The organism is Tissierella carlieri (assembly GCF_018917285.1).
Taxonomy (GTDB): domain Bacteria; phylum Bacillota; class Clostridia; order Tissierellales; family Tissierellaceae; genus Tissierella; species Tissierella carlieri.
Genome location: NZ_JAHLOH010000031.1, coordinates 71,374 through 97,246, shown reverse-complemented (window position 1 = coordinate 97,246; position 25,873 = coordinate 71,374). Strand labels below are relative to the sequence as shown.

At 30.6% G+C, this 25,873-nt stretch carries 35 protein-coding genes; 29 read left to right on the top strand and 6 right to left on the bottom strand.

From position 1 onward, the window contains the following. Positions 1–225: 225 nt before the first annotated feature. Both KQI38_RS09780 and KQI38_RS09775 read right to left on the bottom strand, forming a co-directional pair. The gene (locus KQI38_RS09780; protein WP_216558840.1) at positions 226–1,395 is read right to left on the bottom strand and encodes a tyrosine-type recombinase/integrase; all 1,170 of its coding nucleotides are present in this window, start codon (positions 1,393–1,395) and stop codon (positions 226–228) included. Between the two features lie 3 nt (positions 1,396–1,398). After that, complete coding sequence (locus KQI38_RS09775; RefSeq protein WP_216558837.1) at positions 1,399–2,400, bottom strand: hypothetical protein; 1,002 nt, start codon at positions 2,398–2,400, stop codon at positions 1,399–1,401. 121 nt (positions 2,401–2,521) lie between these two features. On the opposite strand from KQI38_RS09775, the gene KQI38_RS09770 reads away from it, so the two are divergent. The 25 genes from KQI38_RS09770 (at position 2,522) to KQI38_RS09655 (ending at position 17,001) form a co-directional block, all read left to right on the top strand. Further along, positions 2,522–2,719, top strand: coding sequence for a helix-turn-helix domain-containing protein (locus KQI38_RS09770; RefSeq protein ID WP_216558834.1), 198 nt, complete (start codon positions 2,522–2,524; stop codon positions 2,717–2,719). Positions 2,720–2,785: 66 nt separating this feature from the next. After that, positions 2,786–2,926 (top strand): hypothetical protein, encoded by a 141-nt coding sequence (locus KQI38_RS09765; protein ID WP_216558830.1) that lies wholly within the window; start codon positions 2,786–2,788, stop codon positions 2,924–2,926. A gap of 13 nt (positions 2,927–2,939) precedes the next feature. Then, the gene (locus KQI38_RS09760; protein ID WP_216558826.1) at positions 2,940–3,131 is read left to right on the top strand and encodes a helix-turn-helix domain-containing protein; all 192 of its coding nucleotides are present in this window, start codon (positions 2,940–2,942) and stop codon (positions 3,129–3,131) included. 19 nt (positions 3,132–3,150) lie between these two features. Next, complete coding sequence (locus KQI38_RS09755) at positions 3,151–3,348, top strand: hypothetical protein (protein ID WP_216558824.1); 198 nt, start codon at positions 3,151–3,153, stop codon at positions 3,346–3,348. A gap of 1 nt (position 3,349) precedes the next feature. Beyond that, positions 3,350–4,027, top strand: coding sequence for a hypothetical protein (locus KQI38_RS09750; protein WP_216558821.1), 678 nt, complete (start codon positions 3,350–3,352; stop codon positions 4,025–4,027). Further along, positions 4,024–5,331 (top strand): replicative DNA helicase, encoded by a 1,308-nt coding sequence (locus KQI38_RS09745; RefSeq protein WP_216558819.1) that lies wholly within the window; start codon positions 4,024–4,026, stop codon positions 5,329–5,331. The genes KQI38_RS09750 and KQI38_RS09745 overlap by 4 nt, the downstream gene beginning before the upstream one ends. 16 nt (positions 5,332–5,347) lie before the next feature. Continuing rightward, positions 5,348–5,968: a hypothetical protein gene (locus KQI38_RS09740; RefSeq protein ID WP_216558816.1), complete on the top strand. Its 621-nt coding sequence runs from the start codon at positions 5,348–5,350 to the stop codon at positions 5,966–5,968. Between the two features lie 13 nt (positions 5,969–5,981). After that, the gene (locus KQI38_RS09735) at positions 5,982–6,527 is read left to right on the top strand and encodes an HK97 family phage prohead protease (RefSeq protein ID WP_216558813.1); all 546 of its coding nucleotides are present in this window, start codon (positions 5,982–5,984) and stop codon (positions 6,525–6,527) included. Positions 6,528–6,547: 20 nt separating this feature from the next. Then, entirely contained in the window at positions 6,548–6,778 is a 231-nt protein-coding gene (locus tag KQI38_RS09730) for a hypothetical protein (RefSeq protein ID WP_216558810.1), read from the top strand. A gap of 37 nt (positions 6,779–6,815) precedes the next feature. After that, positions 6,816–7,340 carry a hypothetical protein gene (locus tag KQI38_RS09725; RefSeq protein ID WP_216558807.1) on the top strand — a complete coding sequence of 175 codons (525 nt, stop codon included), beginning with the start codon at positions 6,816–6,818 and terminating at the stop codon, positions 7,338–7,340. 216 nt (positions 7,341–7,556) lie between these two features. After that, a complete protein-coding gene (locus KQI38_RS09720; protein WP_216558804.1) occupies positions 7,557–8,129 on the top strand; it encodes a terminase small subunit in 573 nt (190 codons plus the stop codon). Between the two features lie 28 nt (positions 8,130–8,157). Beyond that, positions 8,158–8,352: a hypothetical protein gene (locus KQI38_RS09715; RefSeq protein ID WP_216558801.1), complete on the top strand. Its 195-nt coding sequence runs from the start codon at positions 8,158–8,160 to the stop codon at positions 8,350–8,352. Continuing rightward, entirely contained in the window at positions 8,353–10,086 is a 1,734-nt protein-coding gene (locus tag KQI38_RS09710; protein ID WP_216558798.1) for a phage tail tape measure protein, read from the top strand. Between the two features lie 254 nt (positions 10,087–10,340). Further along, positions 10,341–10,634: a helix-turn-helix domain-containing protein gene (locus KQI38_RS09705; RefSeq protein WP_216558795.1), complete on the top strand. Its 294-nt coding sequence runs from the start codon at positions 10,341–10,343 to the stop codon at positions 10,632–10,634. 236 nt (positions 10,635–10,870) lie between these two features. After that, complete coding sequence (locus tag KQI38_RS09700; protein WP_216558791.1) at positions 10,871–11,044, top strand: helix-turn-helix domain-containing protein; 174 nt, start codon at positions 10,871–10,873, stop codon at positions 11,042–11,044. 170 nt (positions 11,045–11,214) lie between these two features. Beyond that, entirely contained in the window at positions 11,215–11,439 is a 225-nt protein-coding gene (locus KQI38_RS09695) for a hypothetical protein (RefSeq protein ID WP_216558788.1), read from the top strand. A 14-nt stretch (positions 11,440–11,453) separates the two neighbouring features. Next, positions 11,454–11,576: a hypothetical protein gene (locus tag KQI38_RS22320; protein WP_276515569.1), complete on the top strand. Its 123-nt coding sequence runs from the start codon at positions 11,454–11,456 to the stop codon at positions 11,574–11,576. A 15-nt stretch (positions 11,577–11,591) separates the two neighbouring features. Beyond that, a complete protein-coding gene (locus KQI38_RS09690; RefSeq protein WP_216558785.1) occupies positions 11,592–11,873 on the top strand; it encodes a hypothetical protein in 282 nt (93 codons plus the stop codon). A 41-nt stretch (positions 11,874–11,914) separates the two neighbouring features. Further along, a complete protein-coding gene (locus KQI38_RS09685) occupies positions 11,915–12,220 on the top strand; it encodes a hypothetical protein (protein ID WP_216558783.1) in 306 nt (101 codons plus the stop codon). A gap of 12 nt (positions 12,221–12,232) precedes the next feature. Continuing rightward, entirely contained in the window at positions 12,233–12,418 is a 186-nt protein-coding gene (locus KQI38_RS09680) for a hypothetical protein (RefSeq protein ID WP_216558780.1), read from the top strand. A gap of 16 nt (positions 12,419–12,434) precedes the next feature. Next, positions 12,435–12,611, top strand: a complete 177-nt coding sequence (locus KQI38_RS09675) for a hypothetical protein (protein WP_216558777.1) — start codon at positions 12,435–12,437, stop codon at positions 12,609–12,611. Between the two features lie 651 nt (positions 12,612–13,262). Beyond that, positions 13,263–13,826 carry a dCTP deaminase gene (dcd, locus tag KQI38_RS09670; protein WP_216558774.1) on the top strand — a complete coding sequence of 188 codons (564 nt, stop codon included), beginning with the start codon at positions 13,263–13,265 and terminating at the stop codon, positions 13,824–13,826. Positions 13,827–14,097: 271 nt separating this feature from the next. Then, on the top strand, positions 14,098–14,523 hold the full coding sequence (locus tag KQI38_RS09665; RefSeq protein WP_216558771.1) for a hypothetical protein: 426 nt from the start codon (positions 14,098–14,100) through the stop codon (positions 14,521–14,523). 98 nt (positions 14,524–14,621) lie between these two features. Further along, on the top strand, positions 14,622–15,149 hold the full coding sequence (locus KQI38_RS09660; protein WP_216558768.1) for a GrpB family protein: 528 nt from the start codon (positions 14,622–14,624) through the stop codon (positions 15,147–15,149). A gap of 199 nt (positions 15,150–15,348) precedes the next feature. Next, on the top strand, positions 15,349–17,001 hold the full coding sequence (locus KQI38_RS09655) for a Na/Pi cotransporter family protein (RefSeq protein WP_216558765.1): 1,653 nt from the start codon (positions 15,349–15,351) through the stop codon (positions 16,999–17,001). Positions 17,002–17,050: 49 nt separating this feature from the next. Here the strand turns inward: KQI38_RS09655 and KQI38_RS09650 are convergent, their stop codons facing one another. Genes KQI38_RS09650 through KQI38_RS09635 form a run of 4 tightly spaced genes read right to left on the bottom strand, consistent with a single transcriptional unit; the run spans position 17,051 to position 21,578 of the window. Continuing rightward, positions 17,051–18,409 carry a YjiH family protein gene (locus KQI38_RS09650; RefSeq protein WP_216558762.1) on the bottom strand — a complete coding sequence of 453 codons (1,359 nt, stop codon included), beginning with the start codon at positions 18,407–18,409 and terminating at the stop codon, positions 17,051–17,053. Between the two features lie 28 nt (positions 18,410–18,437). Further along, positions 18,438–19,340 carry an arginase gene (gene rocF / locus KQI38_RS09645; protein WP_216558759.1) on the bottom strand — a complete coding sequence of 301 codons (903 nt, stop codon included), beginning with the start codon at positions 19,338–19,340 and terminating at the stop codon, positions 18,438–18,440. A gap of 49 nt (positions 19,341–19,389) precedes the next feature. Beyond that, entirely contained in the window at positions 19,390–20,406 is a 1,017-nt protein-coding gene (locus KQI38_RS09640; protein WP_216558756.1) for a C-terminal binding protein, read from the bottom strand. Positions 20,407–20,417: 11 nt separating this feature from the next. Beyond that, complete coding sequence (locus KQI38_RS09635; protein WP_216558753.1) at positions 20,418–21,578, bottom strand: pyridoxal phosphate-dependent aminotransferase; 1,161 nt, start codon at positions 21,576–21,578, stop codon at positions 20,418–20,420. Between the two features lie 181 nt (positions 21,579–21,759). Between KQI38_RS09635 and KQI38_RS09630 the strand changes: the two genes are divergently transcribed. From KQI38_RS09630 to KQI38_RS09615, 4 genes are all read left to right on the top strand, one after another. Beyond that, complete coding sequence (locus KQI38_RS09630) at positions 21,760–22,527, top strand: IclR family transcriptional regulator (protein ID WP_216558751.1); 768 nt, start codon at positions 21,760–21,762, stop codon at positions 22,525–22,527. A gap of 112 nt (positions 22,528–22,639) precedes the next feature. After that, on the top strand, positions 22,640–23,599 hold the full coding sequence (locus tag KQI38_RS09625) for a ribonuclease Z (RefSeq protein WP_216558748.1): 960 nt from the start codon (positions 22,640–22,642) through the stop codon (positions 23,597–23,599). 77 nt (positions 23,600–23,676) lie between these two features. After that, positions 23,677–24,522 carry a diaminopimelate epimerase gene (gene dapF / locus KQI38_RS09620; protein WP_216558745.1) on the top strand — a complete coding sequence of 282 codons (846 nt, stop codon included), beginning with the start codon at positions 23,677–23,679 and terminating at the stop codon, positions 24,520–24,522. Between the two features lie 19 nt (positions 24,523–24,541). Then, complete coding sequence (locus tag KQI38_RS09615) at positions 24,542–25,789, top strand: dicarboxylate/amino acid:cation symporter (protein WP_216558742.1); 1,248 nt, start codon at positions 24,542–24,544, stop codon at positions 25,787–25,789. Positions 25,790–25,873: the final 84 nt, after the last annotated feature.

Below are 25,873 nucleotides of genomic sequence, written 5' to 3'. Positions count from 1 at the left end.
CACATGCTTCTATTTTAACTTCTTTACTAAATTTTGGACGCCTTCCCATGAAAAAACCTCCTTAAGTAGAGTAAGTAATTTTAATTAATTACGTTGTCTACTTAGGAGGTATCATATCAGTAGGCTCTTTTTTCTTGCAAAATTAATATAAAAATTATATATAATTTTTAATAAAAAGTCCTCGTCTATTAAAGAGAAGGACTTTTTATTTTACAAGATTTTTAATTAACTAAACATTTTATTTAAGCATTCTACTTCTTTGGCTTTAGTATCCTTTAATACATGGGTATATATTTGAGTTGTTTCAAGGCTACTATGACCTAATAATCTAGATACAGTTAATATTGAAGCTCCATTCTCGAACAACCTAGTTGCATAAGTATGTCTAAGCGAATGGAACTTTTTATAAGGTACATTGGCAGCTTTTAAAGCTCTTTCCCATGACCTTCTTAAATTCTTTGCATCAATATAGACACCAGTCAAGGAAGGAAATATAAGATTATTTTCTGTATATGCTTCTCCGAGTTTTAATCTTTCTTCTTTAACCAATATATCTAACTTCTTTAATTCTTTCTGTAATACTTCTGGAATAGGGACCTCTCTATTAGAACTCTTAGATTTTGGAGTAGTTAGCTTCTTAGCCCAGGAAGAGTTACCTTCATTATCAAATATCTTCACATTTCTTACAGATTTATTTATTCTTACTACACCATCTACTATATCTGTCTTTTCTAATGCTAATATCTCACCCATTCTGCAGCCAGTTAAAACTGCAAACATAATTATATATCTTAATTTTACATTTCCAAGGGGGTTTAATACCTTGTTGATTTCTTCATCTGTAAATGTCTCTATAGAGTTAAAGTCTTCATCAATATCCTCTTCATTATCCTTAGGAAGTTTAAGCCCGGATATTGGATTCTTTAAGATATAACCTTCGGCAACAGCATATCTAAAGAATTTATTAAGGAGTTTATTTATATTTTCAATTATGGAGTAGGTTTTTCCTTTATCCAGCAATTCATTATAATACTTTTGTATTGGTATTTTTTTTATATCAGATACTATTAGTCGTCCTAGAGAACTATCTTGAATATAATTTCTACTAATAGATTCATATCTTTCAAAAGTAGAGGATTTATTACCCGAATACCTTTCAATGTTCCAGAGCCAGTCAAATAATGCCTTCTCTAATGTTTGAGAAGCTAAGTCAGGATTTATACCAGTTTCAATAGCTTTAATATATTCTTTTTTCTTATTTTCTGCTTCTCCCTTGGTCTTACCGTAGAATGTTTTTATTATTGGTTTACCTTTGGCATCATGACCTACAGTAAGCCTAGTGCGATAATAATCATATTCGCCAATGCTTGTATTAGTCTTAGGTTGCCTAGCCATTATTTAATCCTCCTTTTGTTTTTTATTATTTCTACTCCATATGGTCTTTCTATTACATAGGTCGCAGTATTTTTTATTTTTATGTCCTTCAAAAGTTCTCCCACACTCTGGATTAGCACATATTTTTATATTTGATTTAGTATAGTTTAAATCCATAGTTAGTATTTGAGATAAAAAAAGATTACATGCTTCAATAAGATTTTTAGCTGTAAATTTAAATTTAAAAGTTCCTAACTTTTTTTCATGATATAAAACTATAGAAAAAGAGTAGTCATCAAAAACGTTTATTAATGCATCTTTTGCAAATTCAATTATATTATTCTGAGTTATTTTATTGTTTGGGGTTATTGGAGGAAGCCATTTTTCAGCAAATATTATATCCTTTTCAAGGATATTCATTAGAAACTGTTTATCATCATTAACTATTCCATAGTAAATTGAAAATCTTCTTTTCAACTCATAAATTTGTTTTTTAAAATCTTTTATAATAAGACCTTCTACAAAACCAAATTCTCTTATTTCTGGTTTATTAAATAAATCAATTCTATCAGATTCACTTAACATTTCTTCGAATGATTTTCCACTATACATGTTTGTATCAAAACCATATTTGATAATTAAATTTAATATATCGTTATTAGATATAGAAGATTCATCAAAAGGCAGTTCGATGTTTACGTTTTTAGCTATATTCAATACTTCAAAAAATAAATTTTTATTAAATATAACTTTATGTTCAAACTGGGGCCTATTAAAATCACCTAAAAAAGAATCGGCATATGAAATTGCAGGAGGTACCCCTATTATTGCTTCAGCATTATGTTCAACAATAGATGTTTTATTCTTAGTAGTTAATTTTTCCAAGTTGCAGGGAAGTTGATTTATTTCTGCAAATTTAATTATTTCATAATTAGAATATTTATGTCGCGGAATTTCTGTCTCAATTAAGCTACTTAGATATGCTCTAGTATCAGAAATCGAATAATTAATTTTTTCATTTTTCATAAAATCACCTTCTATTTAAATAATCAGACGCATAATCAGACGCAAATGATATATATATGTCTGATTATTTAAATTATACTATAGTTGATAGTATAAATCAATAAAATGTGAGGTGAGAAAAATGACAGAAAATAATTTAAGGAAAATAAGGAAGGATAAAAGACTATCTCAATTACAGCTTTCTGTAAAGACAGAGATATCACCTGGAATAATTTCAAGCATAGAAAATAATAAGATTTATGCTTACCCAGGATGGAGAGAAAGATTAGCAAATGCATTAGAAGTAGAAGAAGAAGAAATATGGCCTGATAATAACTAAATATAGAAGTAAATACTTTGTTTGTTGAATCATAGCAATAGGGTTTCGAAGAAAGGAGGAATTGTTATGTCCAAAAATAGAAAGAGATATAGAGAGAAAAGAAAAAAGAAAAAACTAGAAGAGAGGTTAGAACGAATGAATGAATATGGTGTTACAGATTTGACTCCGCTTGAAGCAGTAAAAGAAATAATGGAAAAAGCAAAATAAAGGAGGGAGAATGATGAATAACAAATATTTAATGTCAATTGTAGAAGCATCAAAACATTTTAATATTGGCAGGGACAAGCTATATGCCTTAGTACGAAGTCAAGAAGATATACCAATAATTAGGATAGGTGAAACTACTAAAATAAACGTACCATTATTTGAAGAATGGTTAAACAGAGCTACTTTAGAAGGCAGAGAGTTATAAAAATGAGGTGAGATAGAAAATGGATACAGTGTTAAGTAAAAATCAAATAGAGTTAGCTTATCGTATGGCATATTATTACCGTCATCCAGAAAGAACCAATGAATACGAAAAGGTGATATTAAACAAAGCTAAAATGGATAATGAGCTAATACACTTTAAGGCCTTAGCTATTAATCGAGATATTTACAGGAGGCATAAGGTAGCTGGGGTGAGGTGATATGAGTGGTTGGATAAAACTTCATAGGGAGATAAAAGACAAAGCAATATTTGATAATGAAAAATTACTCAAAACGTTTATTTGGTGTTTATTAAAAGCTACTCATACAGAGCATGAACAATTAATCGGAAGACAAAAAGTTCCTCTTAAATCAGGACAATTTGTTACAGGAAGAAATAAAGCAAGTACAGAATTAAATATGTCTCCATCAACAACATGGGAATATTTAAAAATATTAGAAAGTAACAAAAGCATTAACATCAAGTCCAACAACAAATTTTCAATTATAAGTATTGAGAATTGGGGATTATATCAATCTGAAGATGAAAAAACTGACAGCAAACCCAACGGCAAATCAGACATCAAATCAACACCAAGTCAACAACAAATCGACACAAACAAGAATGATAAGAATGTAAAGAATGATAAGAAGAATAAGTATGCTGAATTTGTATCTATGACAGAAGATGAATACAACAAGCTAGTAGGAGAACATGGAGAGTTACTCACTAAAAGAATGATACAAACTCTAGATAACTATAAGGGCTCTAAAGGAAAGGCATACAAGAGCGACTACAGAGCAATACTTAGTTGGGTAAAAGAAAAAGTTTTAAAAGAGAGTGAAACAACGGAAAGTAATAAACCGTACAACAATAGAGGAAGTGACAAGAGATTATGATTTCAAATGATGATTTAATATTAGAAATGCAGATAATAGGAAGTCTGATAATAGATAAATCAGCTATAGACTTGCTACCTAGGATAAAAGAAGATGATTTCCTAGACGCTACTAATAGAAAAATGATAAAAGCTATGCATGATCTAACTAATACTAAGCAAGATATAGATTTATTTACACTTCAAAAAAGGACCAATATTTCAGTATCAACTATAGCGAATATGACAAATATCATAGCCAGTACAGCGAATATTGAAAGTAATATAAAACTCCTAAAAGATAAATCTAACCGAAGAAAATTAATGACTAAAGCTAATAAAATAATGAAAATGGCTCAAGACACTACAGTAGATATGGATACCATTAAAAACAACGCTATGAGAGAAATAGAAGAGCTAGAGGACACAATAGATGATGAAGTAGTTACACTAGGACAAGCTATGTTTGAAACGTTAGAGTTGCTTCAAAAGAGATATGAAAACAGAGGGGATACATCATTTTATATAGGAATACCTAAGTTCGATGAAGCAACCGCAGGATTACACGAAGAAGAACTTACAACTATAGGAGCAAGACCAGGAGTAGGGAAAACAATTCTAGGTATGCAGATTGCTCAAAATATCGCTAAGAAAAAAAGGAAAGTAATGTATACATCTTTAGAAATGTCAGTAACTCAATTATGCGAAAGAATTATTTCATCTAGTGCAAAGGTAAATCTATCAAAACTTAGGACAGGAGATATTGAAAGCGGAGAAGAATGGTCAAACGTTTATAATACTGCAAATGAAAATTCAATAGATAATTTCTTACTAGATAAAACTAGCAGGACCATACAGCATATAAGAACTAAGTTAAGAAAACATAAACCCGACATAGTTATAATTGATTATCTTCAACTCCTAAGATCATCAGAAAAACATTATAGTAGAGAACAAGAAGTTGCGACGATAACAAGAGAATTAAAACTTATGACGTTAGAGTTTAAGATACCTATAGTCATCCTATCTCAATTAAATAGAAATGCAGAAGGTAATAGGCCTACTATGGCAGATTTGAGAGAATCAGGAGCCATAGAGCAGGATTCAGACAATATTATATTCTTGCATGAGCCTAACGAAAAGGATATAGAAAATTTAATTAAAAACAACATATATCATCATACTTTCTTTGATTTACTAGAAGAACATAACCAAAAGTTAAGTCAACTCATAATAGAAAAACAAAGGAATGGTCCAGTAGGCACTATAGATGTAATAAAAGCACCCTCAATGATGAGGTTTATTGAAATAGATAAAAAATTATAAAGAAAGGTGATTTAGTATGAAAAGTCAAAATAATGATGTGAAAAATTATCTCTATTTGAAAACATGGGATAGAATTTTAAAAGAGTATACAGAAAATCCAGACATAGTAAATAGAATACTATACATTCAAAAACTCATATTTTATGGAGTAAAATTCGTAATTACAAATCCTAATAGAGAACATACAACAAGAGAACAGGCAGAGCGTGATTTCCAATTTATCAGTATTATAAAATCATTAGTTGGATTATTAACACCAGGGCAATTTATGAATGTATTCCCTATAGGAAAAGATTTTAAAGGCCATAAACATGAAATGAAAGATTATTTTTATACAAGAGACTATATTAATACATTAGATCCTAATAAGCCTATAGGAGATGAAGCGTTGATGTTTTTATGGGAATATACAAATATAGATATTGAAATATTTAATATAAAATCAGTACGAACTTTAAGTAAATTAAGGCAACTTGATGGATACCCTTCATTGGGGCAAGAGTTTGCCGATATGACTGGAATAAAGACACAAACATTGCATACGGGAGCCAAGGGTAAAGAATTTTTTATTGATGATAAAGGTAAGACGGTAAGAGTAACCAAGAAAAGACCAAGATACTTAAGGTTAGTTCAATAGGAGGATGCTTAAAATGGAGAAAAACAAAGAAATGATAGTTGAGGGATATGCTTTAGTCTTTAATGAACCTACACTTCTTTGGGAATATGAAGGAGAAAAGATATATGAGGCAATAGATCCTAGAGCATTGGATGGTTGTGATTTATCAGATGTATGCTTTAGATATAACCATAGTGATCAAGTTTTTAATGTGGCTCGTGTTATAAATGGAACTTTAAAGCTTACAGTTGATAACATAGGGTTAAAGATTAGAGCTACTTTAGCAAATACAACAGTAGGCAGAGATTTATACGAAATGATAAGAACTAAGCTATTAAACAAGATGAGTTTTGCTTTTGTGGTTGGTGAGGATTCCTATAACAGAAATACAAAGACTAGAACCATTAAAAAGCTTAAAAAAATTATAGAAGTATCAGCAGTAGATTTCCCTGCTTATCCTCAAACTAGCCTTTATGTTTTAGATACAGAAGTAGAAAGGTTAAGGGCTGAAATAATGGAGGGAAGGGAAGCCCTCGAAATTGAAAAGCTTAGGTTACAAATAAAAAATAAGTGTTATTAAAGAAAGGAGTTTAAAACATTATGAAGTATGGGGATTATATAACCTATGATTCACTAGTATATGGTAGAGGTTCAGGACAAGTAATAGATGTTATATTAAGGGATGGTGAGAACGTTGTCTTATGTGAGCCTCTATACACTAAGAAAGATAGAAGTAATGAAAGACAATTAGAGACTATTATTGACTTAGATATAAGTGAATGTAAGATTAATACAAGCATGAATTCACAACAGAGAATGAGATTTAGATAATTTGAAAAAATAAAAAGATAAAGGAGAATAAATAAAGATGGGCGACATATTTGAAAAGAAAGATTTAGAAAATCAAAAGGAAATTGATAAGATAAAAAATAATATTGCTAAGGCAGAAGCTAAGATTGAAAAAATAAAGCCTTCGCTAAGATTTGACTCAGACATAGAAGAATATTCAGATGTAAGTTTAAAAATAAGATCATACCAGGAGTTTATAGAAAAAAATAAAGAACAGATTGAGTATATAATTAATAACCCTTATACAAAAGAAGATTGCATTAAGAGAAGAGATGAAATACAAAGAGAATACAATGTAGAATTTAAAAAAGCATATTCAGATATTGTTAATCAAATTTTAAAACTGTGTAATAGTATTGATAAATACGAGCAGATAACAAATATGTTTTTAAGAGATAGAAATAATCTAAATGCCAATGCTGCTAAAATTGATTTTTCAGCCAATGTATATGAGGGGGAAGGAATTAAAAACGATTACTATTCGGAATATAGAAACATAATAATCGATCTAAAAAAACTTATAAATTTAAACAAAATACAATAGTGTAAGTATGTTAGATAAATAAAGCAATACGGGGGTGTGGTGTAACGCTCACAATCCCCCCATGCTTTAGTATATAAAAGCATTTGCCATACTGTGCTGACTTCTAATTTCAACACAAACTGAAATTTTGACTTTTGAATTTGAAATTTTCAAAGGAATATAACTTTCGCAATATCTTGCGAAACATTACGTAATAAGAATAGAAAAGGTGATGAAATGGCTAATAAGTTAACTTTAAAACAAGAAAAATTTGTTCAGGAACTAATTAAAGGGAAAAGTCAAAGAGATGCATATAAAGCTGCATATAAGACCGACAGAATGACAGATAAATCAATTGATGAATTAGCAAGCAGATTATTCAAACAGGTCAAGGTAATGTCAAGGTATAACGAATTAAAGGACAGGCTCGTCAAGGATTCTGAGGATGAATGTATAATATCTGCTAAAGAAATAGTAAGAGAACTTACAAGTATTGCTTTTGATGATATAAAAAACTATTTAGATTTTAAGACAGTTAAGACTGTAGTTGGATATGATGAGGGAGAACCCATATTTGATTACAAACAGGTTATAGAATTCAAAGATACTGCAGATATAGATACTAAAAACATATCAGAAATATCATTATCATCGAATGGGACATTTAAATTCAAAATGCATGATAGGTTTGCAGCATTATATAAATTAGCTGAGCTATTTGGATTGAATGAAATGCAGAGAGCTAAACAAAAGTTGGCGGAAGAAAAGTTTGAAGAAGAAAAGAATATTAACTCAAAAAAATATTGGTGATAATATCTTAAAAAAAGGTGGTGTAAATATGGAAAACATAAATATTTTTTTAGCTGATGAAGAATATAGAGATATGTTGACAACCTATATAAGCATTTATTCAGAAATACTAAAAGTTCTACCTAGAAAAAAGAGAAAATTATTAGTAGATTTTAATGAAATTACAGAAAAGATAATACAAAGAAGATATCAACTGTATTTAAATAATGAGGCGGGTGAGTAAATGGCAAATAAGATTAAAGGGTTAGTAATTGAAATAGGCGGAGAAACTACCGCCTTAACAAAAGCTTTGGGTGAAGTAAATAAACATTCAAAAGACTTACAATCAGAATTAAGGAATGTAGAAAGGCTATTGAAGTTAGATCCTAAGAGTACGGAACTTTTAAAACAAAAACAAGAGATATTAGCTGAATCGATTGATAATACTAAGAAAAAGTTAGAAACTCTAAAAGATGCAGAAAAGCAAGCACAAGAACAATTTAAACAAGGGAAAATAGCAGAGGATCAATATAGAGCGATTCAAAGAGAAGTCATAAAAACAGAGCAAGACTTAAAAAAGTTAGATGATAGCTTAAAAGAAACTAATAGCAAGTGGAAAGAACTCGAAAAAAGCTTAGATAAAGCAGGCACTAAAATGGAAGATATGGGCAAGGGTATGACTAAAAAAATAACAGTACCGATCTTAGCAGCAGGAGCAGCTAGTTTTAAACTTGGAGCAGATTTCGAGGATGCTTTCGGTAAGGCAGAAACAGTATTTGGGCATAATGCAAGAGCAATAGAAGCCTGGTCTAAAACTGCTCTTAGAGATTTTGGATTAGCTAGGGGAACAGCTTTATCAATGGTCACTGATTTTGCAGCAGGATTTAATCAACTTGGTATGGATATACAGAAATCTACGGAATGGAGTAAAAATTTAGCGGCAAGAGTAAACGACCTTTCGACTTACTACAATGCAAGCCTTGAGGAAACTCAAAATGCTCTAACAGCTATCCAATCAGGAGCAACTGAACCACTTAAAAAATTTAATATTTTCATGACACAAGCCAATTTACAGCAATTCGCATATGAAAAAGGAATAAAAAAATCTATAATAGCTATGAACGAGAGAGAAAAAGTAGAATTAAGATATCAATATGTAATGTCTAAAACAGCTCAAGCGCATGGAAATTTCAAAAAAGAGCAAGATAGTGCTACAGCGCAAATGACACTTTTCAAAGAAAGTATAAAAGAATTGTTCACTGTATTTTCAGAGCAAGTATTGCCTATTTTCACTCCGATTATAGAAGGTGTTAATAAAATGATACAGATACTTGCAGGAATGGATGAAGGTATTAGAAATATCATAGTAAAAGTAGGGTTACTAGTAGCAGTAATAGGACCAGTATTAATTATGTTGGGAAATGTATTCAAGGCTATTTCCAACATAAGTGATGGTTTAAAGGTAGCTAAGGGTGCAATAGATTTAGTCGGTAAAGCGGGATCTGCAATCAGTAATCTACTATCTGCAATCAGTAATCTACTATCTGCGACAGGCAGTTGGGGTTTTAAGGAATGGGCTTTAGCTATTGGTGGTATAATTGCACTACTTACCATACTTTTACTAACAATAGATGCTTTTTTTAATAAAGGGCGTGGAATAACGAGGATGGTTGACGGCTTAAGCGACGCTATCAATAGTATAGGTGGAACAGCCAATAGTGGAAATAACATAGCAAATAAATATATCAGCGGAAGCCACAGAAACGGTCTTGATTATGTACCTAGAGATAACTATATCGCTCAATTGCACGAAGGTGAAAGAGTATTAACCAAATCAGAAAATCAAAGATATTCACAAGGCAGCGGAGACACATTCATACTTCAAGTAAATATGGATGAAGTAGACGAAGTATATAAACTAACAAGAGTATTTGAGAACTTCAAGCAAACAAAAAGGGCAGGACTAGTTAGAGGGTAACTAATATGTCGAATCCCTCTAAAGAAAAATCAAGAAAGTATTTTTATACTAATAAAATTTAAAAGAGCCTATAGGCTCTTTTTTTTATGCCAAGCATTAATTAAAGTTATAAATATAACAATAATATGACAACAATAAATAATATAATTAAACATTTAAATAGTTTTCAAAACGACTATTGACCATACATGACTAGGTATGATAGAATATGACTATAGTAATAATATAATATATAGAATTAAGGAGGTGTGCTTGTGACCAAGCTATTAACTCAACAAGACTTAGCAGAGCGTTGGCAAGTTGATGTATCAACTATAACAAATTGGAGGAAAGAGGGAATACTGCAACCTATAAAAGGGATTCCAGCAATAAGGTTTACAGAGGAACATATCGCAGAACTTGAAGGAGTGAAGTTAGAGAGATTTTCTCCATTAGAAAGGCGAAAAATTGAAAGTGAGTTAGAGGAACTAAGGCTACAGAATGAGAAGCTAAAAGAAGTTTTAGGTAACATACTAACAGAGAGTAGTAAAGTAATTAACTTAATATAAGAAGAAATCTCAAAAAGTCAGAGTATTTAAAGTTTACTAATTAGTCAGATTAAACTTTGAACTTATAAGGGAGTGTGAAGTTATAGAAGTTATATCAGTTGATGGAATGTAGATAAGTACTTTTTATTGAGATAGAGAATTTGTATGGAACTAAGATGAAAAAGATTAATACTAGGACATTTAAGAAATGATTTAATAAATTAGCAGAGGAAAATCAATATAGGAGGAGATATAGTATGGGGTTAGAAAATTTACCAGATATAGTAACGATTAAAGAATTAGTTGAATTTCTGAAGATTAGTGAATCAACAATAAGAAGGGCTATTGATTCAGGAGAGTTAAACTCATTTAAAGTAGGGAAAAACATTAGAATCGAAAGGGAAGCAGTGATGGAGTGGATAAAAAAATAAAGATAGTCTTGTATGTAGTTTGCCGACCACTGAGACTATCTTACTTGGAAGAGTTACCTTTCTATGAAGTATTTTATCATAGTTAGGGTCCTCATTCAAGTAACTAAAAAACTGAAGGAGGCTTTATGTGATGCTAGAAGCTAATAAACACATTAGAAGGTTGGAATGAAATGATAAGGAAGTATAATATTAAAGAATTAATAGAACAAGACATAGAGTCGACAGAGGAAAATCTAAATAGATATCAAGAGGAAAAGACTAGATTAGCGAATAAGATGATCAAAAACACAGAAAAGAAAAAGAAATTGGAATCAGTACCGATCTATTATTATGTAGGTCATAAAAGAGCTGAAAGAGTTAAGAAGAGAACACCTAAAAATGTGAGAGACATATAAGGAGGCTTGTTAAGATGGAAAAGTGCATAGAGTTATTAAATAGCTTATCCGAAGAAGAATTGGAGAATTTATTTCTAATTATAAAAGAAATTAAAAATAATTATTCATTAGAAGAAATAAATAAAATGGCTAATTAAGGAGGATATATTAAAATGAGTGAGAAATCAAGAAGAGAAAAAACTAAGTTAAATATAGCTTTATCAGATATACTAGAAGGTGAATTCGACACTTATTTAAATTTTCATCAAATAGATACAGTGATAGATTTAATAGAGTATTACAAGATTAGAAATATACAAGATCCTGAATGGATGGAAGCAGTTAAAGAAATAAGAGCAAGACGAGAAAAGAAGAAAAATAAGAAAAAAGATATTGAGTTGAAACAAGAGAATGAAGAGTTAAAGAAATTAATGAGAGATGTTAGATTTTGCTAGAGTACTTAAAAGGAAAATGCTATGAGGAAGAGGGTTATAATATGGATAAGCTTCTAACTAAAAAAGACCTTGCGGAAAGATGGCAAGTTACCACTGCAACGATAGATAGATGGATGAGTGATAAGATTATAACCCCAGTAAAGGGTATTCCATCTGTTAGGTTCTCAATGCAGCACATACTAGAGTTAGAGGGAGTCAAGCTAGATAGATTTTCTCCTTTGGAGAGAAAGAGATTAGAGAAAGAAAAGATGAAGCTAGAAGAAAAAATAATTGCCTTAGAAGGAGAAAATATAGAAATGAAAGAATATATAAAGAGTGTATTTACTGGTGCAGTGAGGTTTATGTAGGAGGTGCAAAATATGAATAAAAAAATAAATAGCAATTTAGACAAATTGACTAGTCAAATAATGGAAGTAATAAAAGATGAAGATAAAATTCAATGGAATAACTATATTAATGCTCTAAAGAAGTTGACTACGGAAGAAGTGAAAAAGGAACTCAAGAATTTAGCGAATTATATGGTTAATCTATTAGAAACTAACTAGGTGGAGGCCGTAAAAAATGAAAATAACAGTTAATGAAGCTGCTAAAATACTAGGAATCTCTCCTATGGGGTTGAGGATAGCATTAAGGCAAGGAAAGTTTAGCGAGTTTGGAGAAGCGTGGAAGAATGAAACGAAATGGACCTATTATATAAATAAAAATAGATTGGAAAATTATACAGGTAGAATTGATTGAGATAGAAAATGTAAAATATATAAATCTTAAATCATCAAAAAAGAAATTCAACATAAATCAAGCCTTTAAAATGCGATTTAAGAGTTTTTATAGTTTCAGCTATGTAATTCATTGCTAATCATATTTTGACCTAAGAACATGGCGGATAACAAGCTACACATACATTAAAGCAGGGTTGAAATATGCCTTGCTTTTTTATTGCCATGATGTATAATAATAACTATATTTGTACTGTAGTAAATAAGCCATTTAAAGAATGAAAATTTAACCCTTTTTTAGCCAATAAGGGATAAATTGCTCTAGTAAAGGTTAGTAATAATAAGTAATGTAGGTGTGTAAATATCTATATTATAGAAACTATTAGAAAACATCAGAAATGTTAAATTCAATTCAGAGTGTTGGGGGTTCGAGTCCTCTCTGGTGTGCCAAATACAATGGCTAGAATATAAACATTCTAGCCTTCTTTTATAACTAATAAGAAATTTCTAAATTAATAGTCCATATAATTAGCTCTCCCTAAAATTTGCAAAAAAAATTGGAAAAATTTTTTTCATATAATTATCTCATAAAAATTTACAAATAGATATGATACCTGCTTGTAGAGCTTTTATTGCTTATGATATGATAGATACGTGTAACTAGAAATACAAATTGAAGGTTAAGGGAGGCAGAAATATGATATTATCAGATAAAACAATCAAAAAACTGTTAAATAATAAAGAGTTGGAAATCTATCCATTAGATGATATACAGATCCAACCTGCAAGTGTTGATATTCGTTTAGGAAATACATATACTATCGTGGAAGATACTTCTTCCAATATAATTCAGCTATCAGGTGAAATTAGATATAAGACAATACAGTCAGACAAATATCTTCTTATGCCTGGACAGTTTGTTTTGGCTACGACCATGGAATATTTTAAGTTGCCCAATAATATGACTGCCTTTGTAGAAGGAAGAAGCTCAATTGGTAGATTGGGGCTATTTATACAGAATGCGGGATGGGTAGATCCTGGATTTGAAGGAGAGATTACTTTGGAGGTATTTAATGCCAGTCGATGTGCCATTGAACTGCAAGCTGGCCGTCGTGTGGGGCAATTGGTGTTCGCACAGCTCGATCAGGATGCCGATAATCCATATAGAGGGAAATATCAGGGACAAAAGGGTGCGACGGGTTCCCGTATTTATTTGGATAATGAATTGCAGATTTAACTCAATTATAAAATAAATATATAAGATTTATCGCCAAATTTTTTCACTATTATTCTAGAAATACTGCCATCTACTGATGAAAGCAATTTTATCTGTAGGTGGTTTTTCATTTATATGAATGTGTTTGAAATGAGTAATTTTATAGCGTTCAGTACCTTGTCTTATATTATCTTTTGGCATTTTAGAATGGTGTTTCTGACTCTTTTGATTTTACTCATACAATGATATAATTAACTTATATTATTTATGTAGTCTAGGGGGAGATAAAAGCATGAAACGGAAAAAGCTGCTTATAAGGGCAAATATACTTTTATTAATTTGGTTTTTCTTAGATATGATAGGAGTAACTTTTGGCAACAAGGTTCTAGTCTCAAGGGCATGGAGAGATGATGGAATATTTTTTGTGATATATATTGTAGCTATTGTTTGGTTTTTGGTGAAAGAAAAGTCTGGAAAATTTGTGCTAACTACATGGTTATCTATATGGTTTGCAACACAACTTTATTTCCATTGGTATTTTACTATATTTGGACCTTGGGAAGGTAAAATTAGATATTTTGCTGATGCAATTAAACTGATCCCATCGACAACTGTTTATATTCCTGATTTGTATCATATAGTTTTACATATACTTATTTTGATTGCACTTTATAGCACTATGATTTATAGTGTGAAATCATGTAAAGAATCAGTATGATAAATAAAAATTAGAAAAATTTAACAATCATATATTGCTATATGCTACAGATTGAGTACATCTGATAGATTGATTATTATCTAAAGGGAGAGAGTATATTGGTAAGAACAATGGATGTTGTTCCATATAATATGAAATGGGCTTTCTTATATGAGCAAGAAAAGTCAATATTAATAGAATTATTAAGTAAAATTATTTTAGATATTCAGCATTTTGGTTCCACAAGTGTTGTAGGTCTTTCAGCGAAGCCAATTATTGATATCATGATTTTGGTCAAGGACATTAATGATGTTGATAGATATAATTTATCTATGGAAAAAGTAGGATATATTGCAAAAGGTGAAAATGGCATTCCGAATCGTAGATATTTTGTGAAATTGAAAAGTGATTATTCAGAAAAGCATACACATCATATTCATATATACGAAAAGGGAAATCAAAAGGCAGAAGAAGAGTTAATGTTTAGAGACTATCTTCAAATTGATAAAGATGCTTTTAATGAATATCAAGCTTTAAAGCTTGAATTGTCTAAAAGATTCTATACAAATCCAACTGCATATACTGATGGGAAATCAGATTGCGTAAATCGGATTATGAACAAAGCGAAACTATATTATGGAAAATGATATTAGCTTATGGAAATTATATTCATCTAATGTATCAAAAATAACCTGACACACATGTGTGTAAGACCATTATTTTGGAAATCTAAGGATAAAAATAATTAGCATTGTATTTATAAAATTTTACTGCTAAAATTGATATTATGAACCTATTTTCAAATGATAAAAAATTAATTGCTAATTATTAATTGGAGGTAAACAAATGAAAGAGCTAATATTTGGGCTTATTGGTGGAACGGCTTTATTGATGTACGGTGTTGACATGATGGGTGATGGTCTTGAAAAGGCTTCTGGAGAGACTATGAAAAAGATTCTTACAGTATTAACTGGTAAGGTATGGAGCGCCTTCTTAGTAGGTACTTTTGTAACAGCAATAGTTCAGAGTAGTACAGCAGTTACAGTATTAACTGTTGGTTTTGTTAATTCAGGGCTTATGAAACTGCCCCAGGCTGTAGGTATTATCTATGGTGCCAATATTGGAACCACAATAACTGCTCAACTTATGGCATTTAGCTTTAAATTTAAATTAACAGATATAGCTTTACCCGTATTGGGAATAGGTTTTGCAATTAATTATATTGCGAAAAATAAAAAACTAAAAAATATTGGTCAGGCAATGATGGGTTTTGGAATGATGTTTTTAGGTCTTAAGATATTAAATGATGGAATTCCTTATATGCAACAAAGCGAATCTTTAAAACATTTTTTCGCTGAATATGCATCTATTCCAGTAGTTGGAGTAATTTTAGGAATAGTTGTAACTGCTATGGTACATAGTAGTGCTGCCACTGTTGGACTTGTAATGGTTCTTAGTCAAGCAGGACTTTTAGACCTACAATCAGCAATTTGTATAATGCTGGGAGATAATATAGGTACATGTTTTACAGCACAGCTTGCAAGTATGACAGGGAACATAAATGCTAGAAGGACTGCATGGGCCCATACTCTTTATAATGTATTTGGAGTTGTATTAACTTGGATAACTTTACCATTATTTATGAAAATAGTAGTATTTGCAACTGATTATTTACATGCCAATGCAGATATATCTGTATACATTGCAAACTCTCATACATTGTTTAATCTGTTAAGTGCTTTAATATTCTTACCTATTACAAAATACTATGTTGATTTTCTTTATAAAATTGTAAAGAGAAAAGGAGATCATAGTAATGGAAAAATATATTTAGATAAACTACTTCTAGACACACCAGTAGCAGCCTTAGAGGCATCAAGGTCTGAAATTATTAGAGGTACTGAGGTTTTGAAAGAAATGGTTTTAGATGTTATGGATATAGCGTATACAGATGATAGAAAGAAGATGACTGAGGTAGTAGATAATGAGGCAGATATAAATCAAATGCAAAAGGATTTAACAAGGTATATAGTAGAAATCTCAAGAAGGGAATTGACTGAAAGTCAGTCTCTTATGGTTCCAGCTATGATAAGCAGTATTAACAATATCGAGAGATCAGGGGATAGAGTTATTGAAATATCTTCTTTATGTAATAAGAAGATAGATGGTAATCTTTCATTTACAGATAACGCTATAAACGAATTAAAGGAACTAGAGAAAGTTGTTATTGAACTATTTAATAATACTATTATTGTCCTTAGAAAAAGAGACAATGAAATTATAAAAAGAATCGTTGAGTTAGAAGATAAAGTAGACGAAATGAGCGAAACTTTCCAAGAAAACCATATAAAAAGACTTAATGAAGGAACTTGCAATGTAGATTCAGGGGTACTCTTTATAGATATGATAGGTCATCTTGAAAGAATTGCAGATCATATATATAAAATAGCTATGTATACTAAAGATGAATTATTTGGAGATAAGAGAAAATATAATTAAAATAAACAACCAGGAGAATTTATAATTCAACTGGTTGTTTTACTATATCTTAAAATCTTACAAATATTTTAGTCAGTACTACAATAAATGGGATAGCGATAATTGTTCTTTCTAGGAATATAATGAATAATTCTTTAAATTTCAGTGGTACTTTAGACTGAATTATTATTGTACCTACTTCTGTTAAATATATTATTTGAACTAAAGACAAAGCTCCTAGAATAAACTTAGTTTGAACTGATTCCATGGGAGCTAGTATCAAAGCAGGTATAAACATATCAGCAAATCCTACTAAAGCTGCAGGTGCAGCCTGAAAGGCCTGCTCTACTCCTAATAGATTTAAATAATAACCTATGGGATAGGATAATATTTTAAATACTGGGGTATATTCTACTAGAATTAAGGAGATTGTACCCCAAGATATTATTATAGGTGCTAGACCAAATATTACACTAAATAACATATCATTTCCCTGATTTACTACATTACTAAAATTTGAATTTTTAGCTCTTAAAGCTGCTGATTCTACTGCAAATTGGAACTTGGATTTTCCTTCTGGCACATCTTCATTTACCATTTTCCCAGTTTCATCATTATAAGTGTCTGGAACTTTATTTAGAGGTGGAATCCTAGGAGTTATAACTGCTAAGGCAAACCCTACTACTGTAATAATAATGTAAAAAGGTGTAAACAGATGCTGAACATCTAAAATAGAAGCAATAATATAACAAAATGGTACAGAAACTAATGAGAAGTTTGTCATTATTATTGCGGCTTCCTTAGCTGAATAATAGCCTGTATTATATTGTTTTTCTGTTAATAATACTGCTGCATTCGATGCTCCTAACCAAGAGGTTATAAGGTCTACAGCAGAACGACCAGGTACTCTAAATAAAGGTCTAACAAAATCTTTAATGAGTATTCCTACAAACTCCATTATTCCAAAATCCGTTAATAAGGGCATAGTGTAAGATATTACTATAAGTATTGATACTAATGATCTAGTTAAATCTACCATAGTACCACCTGTATTAGGTGAGATAATCTGTTCAGGTCCTATTTGGAAAAAAACAGCCAACATAATTATAGCTCCTAAAATTCTACTAATTAAGTATAGGGGAGTTGTAACTAATGTTCGTTTAAGCCATTTATGTTCCATTATAAATTTGGGCTTAAAAATAAAAGCCACCAAAGAAAAAAAGGCATTTACCGTTACTAAAAACAACATTATATGCATTGTATATTGATGGATATATGATTTAACCAAGTCTATGATTATTCCTACTGGAATATTAAATCCATCTTGATACTTAATGGGAACTAAAAATAAAAATCCTCCTATCAACGATAAAATTGCGAACTTACTTATATTAGAATTACTTATTTGTTTTTCCTTATAGTTATTCACAATATCACTCCCAATATATATATTTTAATTATGAAATTAATCTAAATATGTGTTCTAGCATCTCTATAGAAGCTGTAACTGTTCTTTCATCATCCTCATCAAGTAAAGGATTTAACTCTACAAAATCCATTGATGTTATAAATCCTTCTCCTAAGAATTTAGTGAATACTTTCTTTCCCTCTTCTAAATTAAAGCCATCTTTTACAGCTGTACCAGTACCGGGAACAATTGACTTATCAAGAACATCAATATCAAAGCTTAGATGTACTCCATCTACATTAGAAAATTTAATTTTTTCTACTATTTCTTTTAATATATTATCAAGTCCTCTTTGTCTTACTGTATTCATAGTATATATGTTGAGATTAAGTTCCTCAGCTAGATCAAATTCACCTGCATCAATATCTCTACCACCGAGAATATAGACATTTTCTGGTTTTACCTTTTGCCCACTATAGTAGATATTTGTCAAGGTATGATGTCCTATATTCATTGATGCTGCCAATGGCATACCATGGATATTGCCTGAAGGAGAAGTTTCATAGGTATTTATATCACCATGAGCATCTATCCAAATTACAGCCAGTTCTTTAAAATATTTACTTGCTCCAGCAATACTACCGATACCCAATGAATGGTCTCCACCCATGACGAATGGAAGATAACCTGCATTTAAGGAACAATAAACCTGTTGTGATAGATTATTGCATATTTCAGCTATAGGATTTAGATATTTCATTTTTTCATGATCATTATATTTTTCCTTTGGAGAAATCTTGGGAATATGTATATCTCCCAAATCATATACAGTATGTCCAAATTTTTTAATTAATTCCACAATATTGTTTTCTCTAAGTTTAGATGGCCCATATTGTGCACCTTCTCTATCACATCCATAATTAATTGGTACACCTATCAAATTAATATTCATTAGCAAAAACCTCCTGTATAAATAGTGTGTCGGACTAGCATTGATTAACTTATTTATTTATCCAATCGATGTCATCTAATATTTGAGGATTTCTAACATTATTTGGAAGACTTGAATTTAATATTTTTCCTGCTATTTCAGCTGTAATCCTTATTTGTGAATCTGAAGCTTCTTCTGATAAATAAGCAGAATGTGCAGTAACAATTGTATTAGGTAAGGCTATAATCATTTTGTCAATTTCTTTAGGAGGTTCATTTTCTAATACATCTAAACCCGCACCTTGAATATAATTGTTTGTGAGCGCTTCATAAAGATCTTCATGATTTACTAATCCTCCTCTTGCAGTATTGATTAAAAAAGATGTTGGCTTCATTTTTTTAAATACTTCTTTATTGATAATATTCTTTGTACTATCTAATAATGGAGTGTGTAATGATAAATAATCTGACTCTTTAAATAAAGTGTCTAAGTCAACTTTAATTACATTTAATGATTTCATATCTTCTTCACCTACAAAAGGATCATATGAGAGGATATTGACACCAAAACCACTTAGCTTTCTAGCTACAGCTTTGGGGATGCTACCGAAGCCTAACAAACCTATTGTACTATTTTCAAATTTGTTGATTTTTCCTAATACAGATAGATCCCAATTTCCATCCTTAACATAAGGAATCATAGAATAGAGTTTTTTATTACATCCTAGCATCAGCATGATTGTATGAGTAGCAACTTCATCTACACAATAATCTGCGACATTAGTAACTAATACCTTATTTCTAGTGGCAGCTTCTATATTTGCAGCATTAAATCCCGTACTAGCAGCACAATATGCTCGTAGATTTAATTTTTCATAAATTTCATTATCCATTTCTTGATCCCAAGAGATTAAGACTTCCACATCTTTACATCTCTTAATTAATTCTTCCTTTTTTAAAACATCTTCAGATAAGAATAAAAATTCTACATTTTCATATTCTTCCTTGATGTATTTTTCCATTTTTTCTATATCTTTTTTATTCATACCTGGTACACCACATAAAGCTACTTTTTTCTTGATATTCATTAAATTACCTCCTATTTAAATATTTTCATTCTAGCTATTCTGTCAAAAGCTTCATTTATTTTATCTTCATCAACAGTCACTGCTATTCTTATATATCCTTCCCCATTATTACCAAAGGAAGTACCAGGAAGAACTAGGACATGGGCTTCTTCTAAGATTCTATTAGCTATTTCCTGAGAGGTTAATCCTGTAGATTTTATATTTGGAAATAAATAGAATGTACCTTTAGGTGGTAGTATTGAAACATTCTTAAGTTGTTTTAGTCTTTCATATGCTGCAAAAGTTCTGGCTTTAAATTCTTTAATCATAGGTGGTTGAATTTCTTTTCTAAGTCCTATGGCATGTATTGCTGCTTGTTGAGAAATTGAAGGAGCAGTAAAAACATTATTCTCATTTATATCCTTGATTATATTTATGATATAAGGCTCAGCAAGGACATATCCAATTCTCCAGCCTGTCATTGCATAGTCCTTAGAAAAAGATCCAATTGTAATAGTTCTCTCTCTCATACCTTCGAGGCTAGTAATAGGTGTAAAAGGTTCCTCATAGCTAAATATGGTGTATATATCATCTGATATTATTAATAAATCATATTTCTTAGCGATAGCTGCTATATCTTCCAATGTTTTTTTAGTTAGACAAGTGCCGGTTGGATTATTCGGTGTATTAATTATGATGGCTTTTGTTCTATTTGTTATTAAACCTTCTAATCTGTCTATATTAAGTTGAAAATCTTCTTCTTCAAAGGTTTCTAAAAATACTGGTATACCCCTTGCTAATTTCACCTGTTGCGGATATGGTGTAAAATATGGTGATGGTATTATGACCTCGTCACCATCATCTAAAATAGCCTCCAATGCTAACCACATTGCATGGCAACCAGATGTAGTTATCATACACTCTTCTTTTACTAATTTGTAATTATATTCCTCATTATAAAAATTACAAATAGCTTCTCTAAGTTCTCGTACACCATAGAAATCTGTATAATGGGTGTGACCATTTAATGCATCTTCAAAAGCTTTTTTTATAATCCTTTCATCTGTAGTAAGGTCTGGATCTCCAAGACTAAAGTTAATTAGGTCATGATATTTTCCTAATGCACTTGCACTTTCTCCCATGGGTGTAGATATGGAATTCCAATATCTTTTGGAAATATAAGGACTTTTCAAGTCAATCACTCCTCTAAAGTTTTATTTTATGAAACGGCGTTTCAAGATTGACTTGATTATATATTAAGTCATAAGAAAATTCAATATATTTTTTAAATTTAAATTATTATTTTAAATTAATGTAAAATTTTTCCTCATATGATATAATTTATTGACAACATTTTTAGTAAAGGAGAATTTTATGGAAAATGACAATAGCTATATAATTCCAATGATAGATAGAGCTTTTGAAATAATAAATTTTATGTATAATTCTACTGATAAAGTAGGTATTTCTCAAATATCTCAGGAATTAGAGCTTCCAAAGGCGACTGTCTATAGAATATTATTTACATTAAGTAAATGGGGATTTGTAGAAAAAAGTGATGCTGATAAATATTTTTTAGGTAAGTCCTTTATCAAATATGGTTCAAAAGTAAAATCAGATATTGATATTTCAACAATAGCTACTCCTTATATTGATTCCTTGGCAAAGGAAGTGGGAGAAAGTGTAAATCTAGGCATTCCATATGAAGATTTTGTCATGACTATATATAATGCAAAAGGTGAAGATTTTTATCTAGTATCAAAGCTTATACCTGTGAGTCCACTAAATTGTTCTGCCATGGGAAAACTATATCTTTCTCGATATTCAGATGAAGAACTTAGACAATATTTTAATAGTGATAAACCACAATCAAGAACTATAAATTCGATAGTTGAGTTAGAGAAATTTTTAAAGTTAAAAGAGAATATAGAAAATGAAGGAATTTCATATGATAAAGAAGAGTACGAATATGGCCTTACATGTATTGCAGCTCCTATAAAGGATTCTGAGGAGAGTATAGTAGCTACAATTAGTATCTCAGGGCCAACTTCAAGATTAGATTATAAAGGATTTGATTATCTAAAAGAGAATTTACTTAAAACTGCCACAGAGATTGAAAAATCTTGGAATTATCTATATTAAAGTTAAGATAGCTAAAGAAATTAGTCACCTATGGTATTATTATAGGTGACTTTATTATAGGGTATACTAATGAATAATTAAAATTATTTTGTCTATCAAAGGAGAGATTCTATTGCTTGATATAGTTTTATTAGGAAGTGGAGGTGGAATGCCTATGCCCAATAGGTTTTTATCCTCTATGATTATAAGTTATAAGGGGAGAAAAATCCTCATTGATTGTGGAGAAGGAACTCAAGTATCCATGAGAAATTTTAAAACAGGATTTAAATCTATTGATATAATATGTATAACCCATTTTCATGGAGATCATATATTTGGATTACCGGGGCTTCTTTCAACTATTGGAAATAGTAATAGGACTGAACCTATTACTATAATAGGGCCTAAGGGGACTGAATACGTACTAAGAGGGCTTATGTCATCCATACCTTATCTTCCCTATAGTATAGATATAATAGAAAATCCTAGGAATTCTTTAGGTATTAATATATTGGCTGAGATCATGGAAATAAGACAAGATAGTAAAGGATATTCTAATGATGATATTATTATTTCTACCTTAGAGCTAGATCATTCATCTCCATGTATAGGTTATAGCTTTTACGTAACAAGGAAACCTAAGTTTTATCCAGAGAAGGCGAGGCAGAATCAAGTACCTAAGGAGATATGGGGAAGACTTCAAAAAGGTGAGAGTGTAATATACAACGAAAAAAAATATATTCCCAACATGGTACTGGGAGAGGAAAGAAAAGGAATAAAATTAAGTTATATAACTGATACAAGATCAATAGATACAATTCCAAATTTTATAAATGAAAGTAATTTATTTATATGTGAGGGAACCTATGGTGATGATGAAGATTTGGAAAAGGCTATAAAGAATAAACATATGACTTTTAGTGAAGCAGCAGAACTAGCTCGTGAAGGGAAGGTAGAAGAACTTTTGCTTACTCACTTTAGTGCCTCTATTGATGAACCAGAGCTATATAAGTCAAATGCTCTTCGAGTATTTGAAAATACAACTATAGGATATGATGGATTTACTAAGATGTTGATGTTTCCTAAGGAGTAATAGAATCAAGTATAGATACAATATGAAAATTGTGATATTATTATATATATTTATTACATACAAATGGAGTGATATATATGAAATTTGATAAATATGTAGCGGCAGGGAATGATTTTATCTTATTCAATGGAATAAAAGATACTGAAAAAGATTATAATGAATTAGCTTTAAGAGTCTGTAATAGGCATTTTGGTATTGGTGCAGATGGTATTATGGTATGTAAGAAAAGTAATATAGCAGATATAAAGATGCTTTATTATAATTCAGACGGTTCTCAAGGAGAAATGTGTGGTAATGGGATCAGATCCTTTACTAAGTATATTTATGATTATGATATAGTTAGAAAGAAAATTATTTCTATAGAAACTTTAGCAGGCATAAAATATATTACAATAGAGACGGATGAATCAGGAAAGGCAAATATGATTAAAGTAGATATGGGAGAACCTATATTTGAAGGAAGTAGAGTTCCAGTAACGATAGATAAAGAAAAGGTTATAGAAGAGATAATATCCATAGACGGAGAAGACTATAAATTTTCTGCATTAACAGTAGGCGTACCTCACGTAGTTATTCTTGTGGAAGATATAAAGTCAATTGATATAAATGATTTAGGAAAAAAGATAGAAAATTATCCATTGTTTCCTAAAAAAACCAATGTAAACTTTGTGAAAATCATTGATTATGGCAATATAAATATTTATACTTGGGAGAGAGGGGCTGGTAGAACCTTAGGATGTGGTACGGGTTCTTGTGCTTCTGTAGTTGTAGGAAATCTTCTACATAAACTAGGTAACAAAGTTAATGTAAATACTGAAGGTGGTAGTTTAATTGTAGAATTAGAGGATAATTATAAAATTTTCATGACTGGTAGTGCAACTCATATAGCTAGTGGAGAATTTGTAAATGGATTAAGCAAATAAAATATTAAGGGGGTCCGACATGGAAAAGAAAAAAAGCAATATTTGGAAAAATTATAAGTTTCCATTAATATTACTATCTTCAATTATTTTAGGTAGTATTATTGGTCTGGTTTTAGGAGAAAAGGCTACAGTTCTAAAACCTTTAGGAGATATTTTCCTAAATTTAATGTTTACAATTGTAGTGCCGTTAGTATTTTTAACTATTTCATCTGCTGTATCCAGTATGGTGGATATGAAAAGACTTGGAAAAATTATTGGAAATATGCTTTTAGTTTTTATAATCACAGGAATTATTGCATCAATTATAATGATTACTACGGTTAAGATTTTTCCACCAGCTCAAGGAGTCAATATTGAATTATCCGAGGCTGAAGATATAGAGCCTCTAAGCACAGGAGACCAAATAGTTGCAGCCTTAACAGTGACGGATTTCCCATTGCTGATTTCTAGAAAAAATATGCTTCCACTAATTATATTCTCTATTTTCTTTGGAATATGTGTAAGTCTTTTAGGAGAGAAGACAAAGAAACTTGGGGAAACTCTTAATATCTTATCAGAAGTATTTTTAAAGATGGTTTCAATTATAATGTATTATGCGCCAATAGGGCTTGGAGCCTACTTTGCTGCACTAATAGGTGATTTTGGGCCTGAACTACTTGGTTCTTATGCAAGAGCAATGATAGTATATTATCCAATTTGTATAGCATACTTCTTTGTAGCATTTTTCGTTTATTCATATTATGCAGGAGGCAAAGACGGAGTAAGAATTTACTTCAAAAATATATTTCCTGTAGTTATTACATCATTGGCAACTCAATCTAGTATAGCAACTCTTCCTGTAAATTTAGAAACAACAGAAAAAATGGGTGTACCAAAGGATATAAGAGATATAGTATTACCTATAGGAGCTACAGCTCATATGGATGGTTCTTGTTTATCAGCAATACTAAAGATATCCTTCCTATTCGGAATATACGGCAAACCTTTCATGGGTATGAGTACTTATGTAACTGCTATAATTATATCTGTATTATCTGGGGTAGTAATGTCAGGAGTTCCAGGTGGAGGATTAATAGGTGAAATGCTTATAGTAAATCTATATGGTTTTCCAATGGAAGCGTTTCCTATAGTAGCAACTATAGGGTATCTTGTAGACCCTCCAGCAACAATGATAAATGTAACTGGAGATACAGTTGCAGCAATGATGGTGACTAGAATATTAGAAGGAAAAGATTGGCTAAAGAAAAAATTAACTATAAGAGCATAATCAATATAGAGATATTTGATTGAAAAGATAAGTAATTAAGTTTACTTATCTTTTTTTTATAACAAATAGGAAAGTTCTATTTTT

What these genes read in the sequence shown, in the direction of transcription:
- KQI38_RS09780 (WP_216558840.1), bottom strand. Translation starts at nt 1,395, where the DNA reads ATGGCTAGGCAACCTAAGACTAATACAAGCATTGGCGAATATGATTAT.
- KQI38_RS09775 (WP_216558837.1), bottom strand. Translation starts at nt 2,400, where the DNA reads ATGAAAAATGAAAAAATTAATTATTCGATTTCTGATACTAGAGCATAT.
- KQI38_RS09770 (WP_216558834.1), top strand. Translation starts at nt 2,522, where the DNA reads ATGACAGAAAATAATTTAAGGAAAATAAGGAAGGATAAAAGACTATCT.
- KQI38_RS09765 (WP_216558830.1), top strand. Translation starts at nt 2,786, where the DNA reads ATGTCCAAAAATAGAAAGAGATATAGAGAGAAAAGAAAAAAGAAAAAA.
- KQI38_RS09760 (WP_216558826.1), top strand. Translation starts at nt 2,940, where the DNA reads ATGAATAACAAATATTTAATGTCAATTGTAGAAGCATCAAAACATTTT.
- KQI38_RS09755 (WP_216558824.1), top strand. Translation starts at nt 3,151, where the DNA reads ATGGATACAGTGTTAAGTAAAAATCAAATAGAGTTAGCTTATCGTATG.
- KQI38_RS09750 (WP_216558821.1), top strand. Translation starts at nt 3,350, where the DNA reads ATGAGTGGTTGGATAAAACTTCATAGGGAGATAAAAGACAAAGCAATA.
- KQI38_RS09745 (WP_216558819.1), top strand. Translation starts at nt 4,024, where the DNA reads ATGATTTCAAATGATGATTTAATATTAGAAATGCAGATAATAGGAAGT.
- KQI38_RS09740 (WP_216558816.1), top strand. Translation starts at nt 5,348, where the DNA reads ATGAAAAGTCAAAATAATGATGTGAAAAATTATCTCTATTTGAAAACA.
- KQI38_RS09735 (WP_216558813.1), top strand. Translation starts at nt 5,982, where the DNA reads ATGGAGAAAAACAAAGAAATGATAGTTGAGGGATATGCTTTAGTCTTT.
- KQI38_RS09730 (WP_216558810.1), top strand. Translation starts at nt 6,548, where the DNA reads ATGAAGTATGGGGATTATATAACCTATGATTCACTAGTATATGGTAGA.
- KQI38_RS09725 (WP_216558807.1), top strand. Translation starts at nt 6,816, where the DNA reads ATGGGCGACATATTTGAAAAGAAAGATTTAGAAAATCAAAAGGAAATT.
- KQI38_RS09720 (WP_216558804.1), top strand. Translation starts at nt 7,557, where the DNA reads ATGGCTAATAAGTTAACTTTAAAACAAGAAAAATTTGTTCAGGAACTA.
- KQI38_RS09715 (WP_216558801.1), top strand. Translation starts at nt 8,158, where the DNA reads ATGGAAAACATAAATATTTTTTTAGCTGATGAAGAATATAGAGATATG.
- KQI38_RS09710 (WP_216558798.1), top strand. Translation starts at nt 8,353, where the DNA reads ATGGCAAATAAGATTAAAGGGTTAGTAATTGAAATAGGCGGAGAAACT.
- KQI38_RS09700 (WP_216558791.1), top strand. Translation starts at nt 10,871, where the DNA reads ATGGGGTTAGAAAATTTACCAGATATAGTAACGATTAAAGAATTAGTT.
- KQI38_RS09695 (WP_216558788.1), top strand. Translation starts at nt 11,215, where the DNA reads ATGATAAGGAAGTATAATATTAAAGAATTAATAGAACAAGACATAGAG.
- KQI38_RS22320 (WP_276515569.1), top strand. Translation starts at nt 11,454, where the DNA reads ATGGAAAAGTGCATAGAGTTATTAAATAGCTTATCCGAAGAAGAATTG.
- KQI38_RS09690 (WP_216558785.1), top strand. Translation starts at nt 11,592, where the DNA reads ATGAGTGAGAAATCAAGAAGAGAAAAAACTAAGTTAAATATAGCTTTA.
- KQI38_RS09685 (WP_216558783.1), top strand. Translation starts at nt 11,915, where the DNA reads ATGGATAAGCTTCTAACTAAAAAAGACCTTGCGGAAAGATGGCAAGTT.
- KQI38_RS09680 (WP_216558780.1), top strand. Translation starts at nt 12,233, where the DNA reads ATGAATAAAAAAATAAATAGCAATTTAGACAAATTGACTAGTCAAATA.
- KQI38_RS09675 (WP_216558777.1), top strand. Translation starts at nt 12,435, where the DNA reads ATGAAAATAACAGTTAATGAAGCTGCTAAAATACTAGGAATCTCTCCT.
- KQI38_RS09665 (WP_216558771.1), top strand. Translation starts at nt 14,098, where the DNA reads ATGAAACGGAAAAAGCTGCTTATAAGGGCAAATATACTTTTATTAATT.
- KQI38_RS09655 (WP_216558765.1), top strand. Translation starts at nt 15,349, where the DNA reads ATGAAAGAGCTAATATTTGGGCTTATTGGTGGAACGGCTTTATTGATG.
- rocF (WP_216558759.1), bottom strand. Translation starts at nt 19,340, where the DNA reads ATGAATATTAATTTGATAGGTGTACCAATTAATTATGGATGTGATAGA.
- KQI38_RS09640 (WP_216558756.1), bottom strand. Translation starts at nt 20,406, where the DNA reads ATGAATATCAAGAAAAAAGTAGCTTTATGTGGTGTACCAGGTATGAAT.
- KQI38_RS09630 (WP_216558751.1), top strand. Translation starts at nt 21,760, where the DNA reads ATGGAAAATGACAATAGCTATATAATTCCAATGATAGATAGAGCTTTT.
- dapF (WP_216558745.1), top strand. Translation starts at nt 23,677, where the DNA reads ATGAAATTTGATAAATATGTAGCGGCAGGGAATGATTTTATCTTATTC.
- KQI38_RS09615 (WP_216558742.1), top strand. Translation starts at nt 24,542, where the DNA reads ATGGAAAAGAAAAAAAGCAATATTTGGAAAAATTATAAGTTTCCATTA.